The sequence below is a fragment of the Neptuniibacter halophilus genome (assembly GCF_030295765.1).
In the GTDB taxonomy this organism is placed as follows: domain Bacteria; phylum Pseudomonadota; class Gammaproteobacteria; order Pseudomonadales; family Balneatricaceae; genus Neptuniibacter; species Neptuniibacter halophilus.
Genome location: NZ_AP027292.1, coordinates 3702883 through 3709175, shown reverse-complemented (window position 1 = coordinate 3709175; position 6293 = coordinate 3702883). Strand labels below are relative to the sequence as shown.

General features: G+C 54.5%; 3 protein-coding genes. All 3 read left to right on the top strand.

The window, feature by feature from the left end; all coding sequences use genetic code 11:
• Positions 1-280: 280 nt before the first annotated feature.
• The 3 genes from QUD59_RS17430 to QUD59_RS17420 are packed head-to-tail and all read left to right on the top strand — an operon-like array spanning position 281 to position 6290.
• Positions 281-2158 carry a GAF domain-containing protein gene (locus QUD59_RS17430; RefSeq protein WP_286238540.1) on the top strand — a complete coding sequence of 626 codons (1878 nt, stop codon included), beginning with the start codon at positions 281-283 and terminating at the stop codon, positions 2156-2158.
• A gap of 12 nt (positions 2159-2170) precedes the next feature.
• Positions 2171-4315, top strand: coding sequence for a peptidase M50 (locus tag QUD59_RS17425; RefSeq protein WP_286238539.1), 2145 nt, complete (start codon positions 2171-2173; stop codon positions 4313-4315).
• Positions 4305-6290 carry a preprotein translocase subunit SecA gene (locus tag QUD59_RS17420; RefSeq protein ID WP_286238538.1) on the top strand — a complete coding sequence of 662 codons (1986 nt, stop codon included), beginning with the start codon at positions 4305-4307 and terminating at the stop codon, positions 6288-6290. Before QUD59_RS17425 ends, QUD59_RS17420 begins: the two co-directional genes overlap by 11 nt.
• Positions 6291-6293: the final 3 nt, after the last annotated feature.

Here is a 6293-nt window from a genome sequence, read left to right as displayed (position 1 = left end):
ATTGAGGATAACAAAAAACATAACAAAACCTATCGATCCATTTGAATAATAAGCACTTATTTGTTTTTGGTTGGATGGGTTTTGTTTTTGAGAACTGAAAAATCAGGGTCTATACTTTCCCTACAACGGAGTAACTATACAGAATACAGCCAGCCGGGTTAGCAACGATGACCCTCTCTGTTTAGTTTTAGGGGACTGAACAATGTTTCAGAATTCAGCGCTTGGCATTCAACTCCCTTAACCTTTATCTACGGCGTTAACCAGTAAGGAAGGTTATATTGTGGGAACTGACGAATACCGCATAGAGCAGCCAGCGGAAGGCAACTCAGGTGAAACAGAATCGACTCGGATTCCACATGCCTTTCTTGACCCTGGTAGCTGGTCCAAACTGACCAGCACCACGTCCCGTGAGGCCTATGTTAATACCTGGCTTGGCCTGCAATGCCAGTTAATCGATGGGGTGCATCTGGCGGTTGTTGCCATGGGCGAGCCTGAACAGGGGCCCTACACACCGATTGCCCACTGGCCCCGTGACAGCGAAGCCAGTTTTGATATGACCGTGGTGGCAGAGCTCGCCATGAGTGAACGCAAAGGTTCCGTCCGCGCTGGCAAATCCTCAAATCAACATACGTCCATTGCCTATCCGTTGCTGGTAGATGAACAGCTCTGCGGCGTTGTCGCGCTGGAGATAACCGAGCGTGATCAGCGACAACTGAGTCAGGTGATGCGTCAGTTGCAGTGGGGATCAGCCTGGCTTGAATCGCTGGTACGCCAGACCACGCTTACGTCCAAATCACGTCTGGCACTTGCTCTGGAGATGGTGGCTGTCAGCCTGGAATCGAAAAAGTTTCAAGCCGCAGCCACGGCCTTTGTCACCGAGATGACTGCCTGCATGGACTGCGAATGGGTCGGCATTGGCTTTCTCCGAGGGCAGCACGTGCAACTCAGTGCCTTCTCTCACAGTGCAGAGTTTGAAGAGAAAAATAATCTGATGCGTCTGATCGCCAGAGCGATGGATGAAGCACTGGACCAGCAGGCGCTGCTGGTTTATCCGGCCATTGAGGAGGCCACTCCCAGAGCGCTTAAAGCACATGAAGATCTGGCCCGACAGGATAACCTGGGACATGTCTGCACAATCCCCATGGGCAGCGAGGGCGATCCGATAGGCAGCCTCACACTGGCCAGGGCCAAAGGGCAGCCCTTTACGGAAGAGGAGCTGGACTTCTGTCGCTATGTAGCACTGCTGGTCGGCCCGGTGCTGGATGCCCGGCGTCGCGATGATCGCTGGATCGGCAGTAAACTCTGGGATTCCGTAACTGATGCTATGCCGTTGCTGGTCGGTGGAGGCCATACCGGATTGAAGCTGATCATCAGCTCACTGCTGTTGCTGACGCTGTTTCTGAGTGTCGCCGATGGTGAGTACAGGGTCTCGGCGGACGCCACGCTTGAAGGTTCAATACAGCGCGCAATCACCGCTAAATTTACCGGGTATATCTCTCATTCCAACGTCCGTGCCGGTGATGTGGTGACCAAGGATGATCTGCTCTTTGCGATGGAGGATAAAGATCTGAAGCTGGAGCGGGTTAAGTGGAATAACCAGAAAGAACAGCGCCAGCGAGAGTATCTGGAAGCCCTGGCCAATGGCGACAGAGCACGGATGCGAATACTCCGCGCCCAGAAAGATCAGGCAGACAGCCAGATCGCACTGATCGATTCACAGCTGGAGCGAACCGAAGTGCTGGCTCCCTTTGACGGTGTGATTGTCAGTGGCGACCTCAGTCAGATGCTCGGCGCACCGGTGGAGCGTGGAGAGGTACTGTTTGAACTGGCGCCTCTGAACAGTTACCGGGTCGTACTGAAAGTGGATGAACGGGAATATTCCCAGATAGAAAAAGGGCAGAGCGGTGCCCTCAAGCTGGCCAGCATGCCCAACCAGCTGATCGATATGGTTATCGTCAAGAAAACGCCTGTCGCGATCGCAGAAGATGGCCGTAACTATTTCAGGGTGGAGGCTTATATCGACGGCAATATAGAGCAGTTGAGGCCCGGTATGGAAGGGGTCGGCAAAGTAAATATTGACCGCAGAAAACTCATCTGGATCTGGACCCACGAATTGACCGAGTGGGTTCGATTCACCTTCTGGTCCTGGTGGCCCTAGGCGAATAGGACAATGGCAGATAACCTATACAGCTCAATGTGGTACCGGGTTGCTGACCTGAAGCCCCATATCCGCAGCCACACCCAGATTAACCGCCATGACTACCGCGGTCAGATCTGGTACATCATCAAAGAACCGTCCTCCGGACAGTATCATCGGTTTACACCAGCGGCCTATCATTTCATTGGCCTGATGGACGGTAACCGGAGCGTTGATGAAATCTGGCAGTTACTCTGCAAACAGTTGGGTGATGATGCGCCGTCTCAGGACGAGACCATGCAGTTTCTCAGCCAGCTGCATGTGGCAAACGTTCTGCAAACCGACGTTATCCCTGACAGCGAAGAGCTGTTTAAACGTCATCAGCGTCACCAGAACGTTAAATGGAAACAGCGGTTGATGTCGCCGCTGGCGCTGCGCTTCCCTTTGTGGGACCCGGACCGGTTTCTGGCACGCACCTTATCTCTGGTGAAGCCCTTTTTCAGTCTGACCGGCCTGCTGCTCTGGCTCGGGCTGGTGATTGCAGCGGCAGTGCAGGCAGGCATTCACTGGTCGGATCTGGCAGATAATGCGGTCGATCAGGCCGTCACCTACAATAATCTGTTCCTCCTCTGGCTGATCTATCCGGCAGTTAAAGCCCTGCATGAGCTGGGTCACGCCTACGCCGCAAAAGTCTGGGGCGGTGAAGTCCATGAGATGGGCATTATGTTACTGGTATTGATGCCTATACCCTATGTTGAAGCCTCTTCTGCCACCGCGTTTCCCGAGCGTTATAAGCGGGTCATTGTCAGTGCGGCGGGCATTATGGTGGAGCTGTTTCTGGCGTCGATTGCGATGTTTGTCTGGCTCAATGTTGAGGCGGGCCCGGTCAGGGCTATCGCATTTAATGTGATGCTGATTGGCGGCATCTCCACACTGTTTTTCAATGGTAATCCGCTGCTTCGCTTCGACGGCTATTACATCTTTTCAGACCTGATCGAAATGCCCAATCTCGCCAGCCGGTCTAAAAAATATCTGGCCTACCTGACTCAGCGCTACCTGTTCTCGATGAAGGATAAACCCTCACCGGCAGAGCGAGGGGAGCGGGGCTGGCTGGTGTTCTACGGCATCGCATCCTTTATGTACCGCATGTTTATCATGTTCGTGATCATCCTGTTTATCGCCGGCGAGCTGTTCTTTATCGGAGTTCTGCTGGCTGCCTGGGCCGTCAGCACACAGTTAATACTGCCACTGCTGAAGATGCTTGATTTCCTGATTAACCATTCGAGGCTGAAACACAAGCGGTATAAGGCGATCTCTCGGACGGCGGCTGGCCTGGGCATGGTGTTTATAGCCTTGTTTGTTATACCGGCGCCCTCGCGCACCCTGACAGAAGGCATTGTCTGGCTACCTGAGCGCTCCCATGTGCGCATGCAGGTGGATGGATTCGTGGATGAACTGCTGGTCTTAGAAAACAGCATGGTGGAGCAGGGACAGGCGCTGGTGAAATCCCATGACCCATTTCTGGAGGCTCGCTCCCGTTTACTGCAGGCACAGCACAGTGAACTGAAGGCGCGTTTAACGGCTATGCAGTTTGCCAATCGCTCCCAGGCAGAAGTGATCCGCAAAGAGATTGAAAGTGTCCGGGCTGAACAGGTCATCATTAATGAAAAGCTGGAAGCGCTGACCGTATATAGCAAAGCCAACGGGCTGTTTATTATTCCCTCAGCGATCGATATGCCGGGACGATTTATGAACCGTGGAGACATTATCGGCTATGTACTGGAGCCTACGACCACTCGCATACGCACCATTGTCAGTCAGAACCAGATTGGTCTGGTACGCAATAACACCCTCAGGGTCGATGCCTGGATCGAAAGTGCCGGTAGTGTGCCTCAGGTTGCCAGTATCGACCGGGAAGTACCGGGGGGGATCTTTAAGCTGCCTTCCGCAGCGCTAGGCAGCAGTGGTGGCGGTAATTTCCCGGTAGATCTGAGCGATCCTGAGGGGCTGAAAACCCTCGAACGATTCTTCCAGTTTGACCTGCTGCTGCCGGATATTGAAACGATCGGAAACATTGGAGGACGTGTAAATGTCAGATTTGACCATGGCTACGAACCACTCGCAATTCAGTGGTATCGCCAGCTCAAACAACTGCTGTTGAGCCGTTTTGAAATCTAGCGCCTCCCTGCGTCCCGGCATGGTGCTGGGACATTACCCGCAACGGCAACCGGCCCAGCATGGCCGGCTGGACCGGATTGCTGCGCAGGTGATCAGTAACATCACCCGCTTACTGCCATCACGGCACAGCGCTCAATTTCAGCGTTTTATCCATCAGGTGGACCGGTATGCACCGGGGCTGCAGCAGTGCAGTGATGAGGCGCTGATTGCAACCCGCCAGAGGTTACGCGAGGCATTGAGTATCGAGGGCATGACTGATAAGCATATCGCGCACTGCTTTGCACTGATCAGGGAGGTGGCAGACCGTACACTGGGGATGCGTCACTTTAACAGCCAGCTGATGGGCGGCTGGGCCATGGTCCATGGCCACGTCGCCGAGATGCAGACCGGCGAAGGTAAAACCCTGACCGCAACCCTCCCGGCATGCACCGCCGCGCTCAGCGGGATACCGGTGCATATCATCACAGTGAATGACTATCTGGCACAGCGGGACTCCGAATGGATGCGCCCGGTCTACAGCGCCTTAGGCCTCTCTGTGGGCCTGATCAGTGAAGGCATGACACCGGAGCAGAGACGCGCCGCTTATGCCAGTGATGTGACTTACTGTACCAATAAGCAACTGGTGTTTGATTACCTCAAAGACCGTATCGTTATGGGTCATAACAGTGGTCCCCTGCGTTTTGAGCTGGACAGCCTCTGCAATGACGGAAAACAGCAGTCGCAGATACTGCTCAGAGGGCTCTGCTTTGCCATCGTCGACGAGGCAGACTCTGTACTGGTCGATGAGGCCCGCACCCCGCTTATTATCTCCAGACCCAGCGATACCAGGAAAGAACCCCAGATCTACGAGCAGGCGCTGGAGATGGCCACTGAGCTTGAACCGCTCAGCGACTTTAAGCTGATCCAGCAGGAGCGCGCGGTTGAACTCACCCGGCAGGGCAAGGACAAAATAGCGGGCTACGGGGAAACTCTGGGCGGCATCTGGCGCGGGCAAAGACACCGTGAAAGCCTGATCAGGCAGGCATTGAGTGCGCTGCATTTCTTTATCCGCGATACGCATTATCTGGTTCAGGATGGCAAAGTACTTATTATTGATGAGTATACCGGCCGCCTGATGCCGGATCGATCATGGGAGCAGGGGCTGCATCAGTTAATTGAAGCGAAGGAGGGGTGTGAGATCAGCGCTCAGCCTGAAACCCTGGCGCGGATCAGTTATCAGCGCTTTTTCCGACGTTACCTGCACCTTTCCGGCATGACCGGCACCGCACGGGAGATAACCGGCGAATTAAGTGCGGTGTATGGGTTAGGCTCGTTGGTTATACCCACCCATAAGCCGCAACTCAGGCAGAACCTGGGAAGCCGTGTCTATCCCGATCTGGACCGGAAATATAACGCCATCTTAGCGCGCATTCATGAGATGAGGGAGGTCGGGCGTCCCGTACTGGTCGGCACACGCTCGGTCGCTGCATCAGAGCAGCTCAGCCAGCTACTTGATGAGCTGTCTGTACCCCACAGCGTTCTGAATGCCAGGCAAGATCTGGAAGAAGCCGAAATTATAGCCCAGGCCGGTAAACGGGGACGGGTCACCGTCGCCACCAATATGGCTGGCCGCGGAACAGATATACATCTGGGAGAGAGCGTCAGTGCCCTGGGCGGGCTGCATGTGATTGCCACAGAGCAGCATGAGGCTAGCAGAATTGACAGGCAGTTGTTTGGCCGCTCGGCACGTCAGGGGGACCCGGGGAGCTATGAATACATCCTATCTCTGGAGGATGAGATCGTACAGAAATTCAGCCCCCGGTGGGTACTTCAGCTTCAGGTACATACCCTGAGTCCGCGCAGCCATTTGAGAAAACTCTGCACGCGGGTGGCACAGGGGGTAGCGGAGCACAGACATGCACAGATACGCAAAGAGCTCCTGCGTATAGATGAACACCTCGGGAATATGCTGTCTTACTCAGGGCAGCAGGAATAGGGA

Coding starts and splice junctions, on each gene's coding strand:
- QUD59_RS17425 (WP_286238539.1), top strand. CDS start 2,171: ATGGCAGATAACCTATACAGCTCAATGTGGTACCGGGTTGCTGACCTG.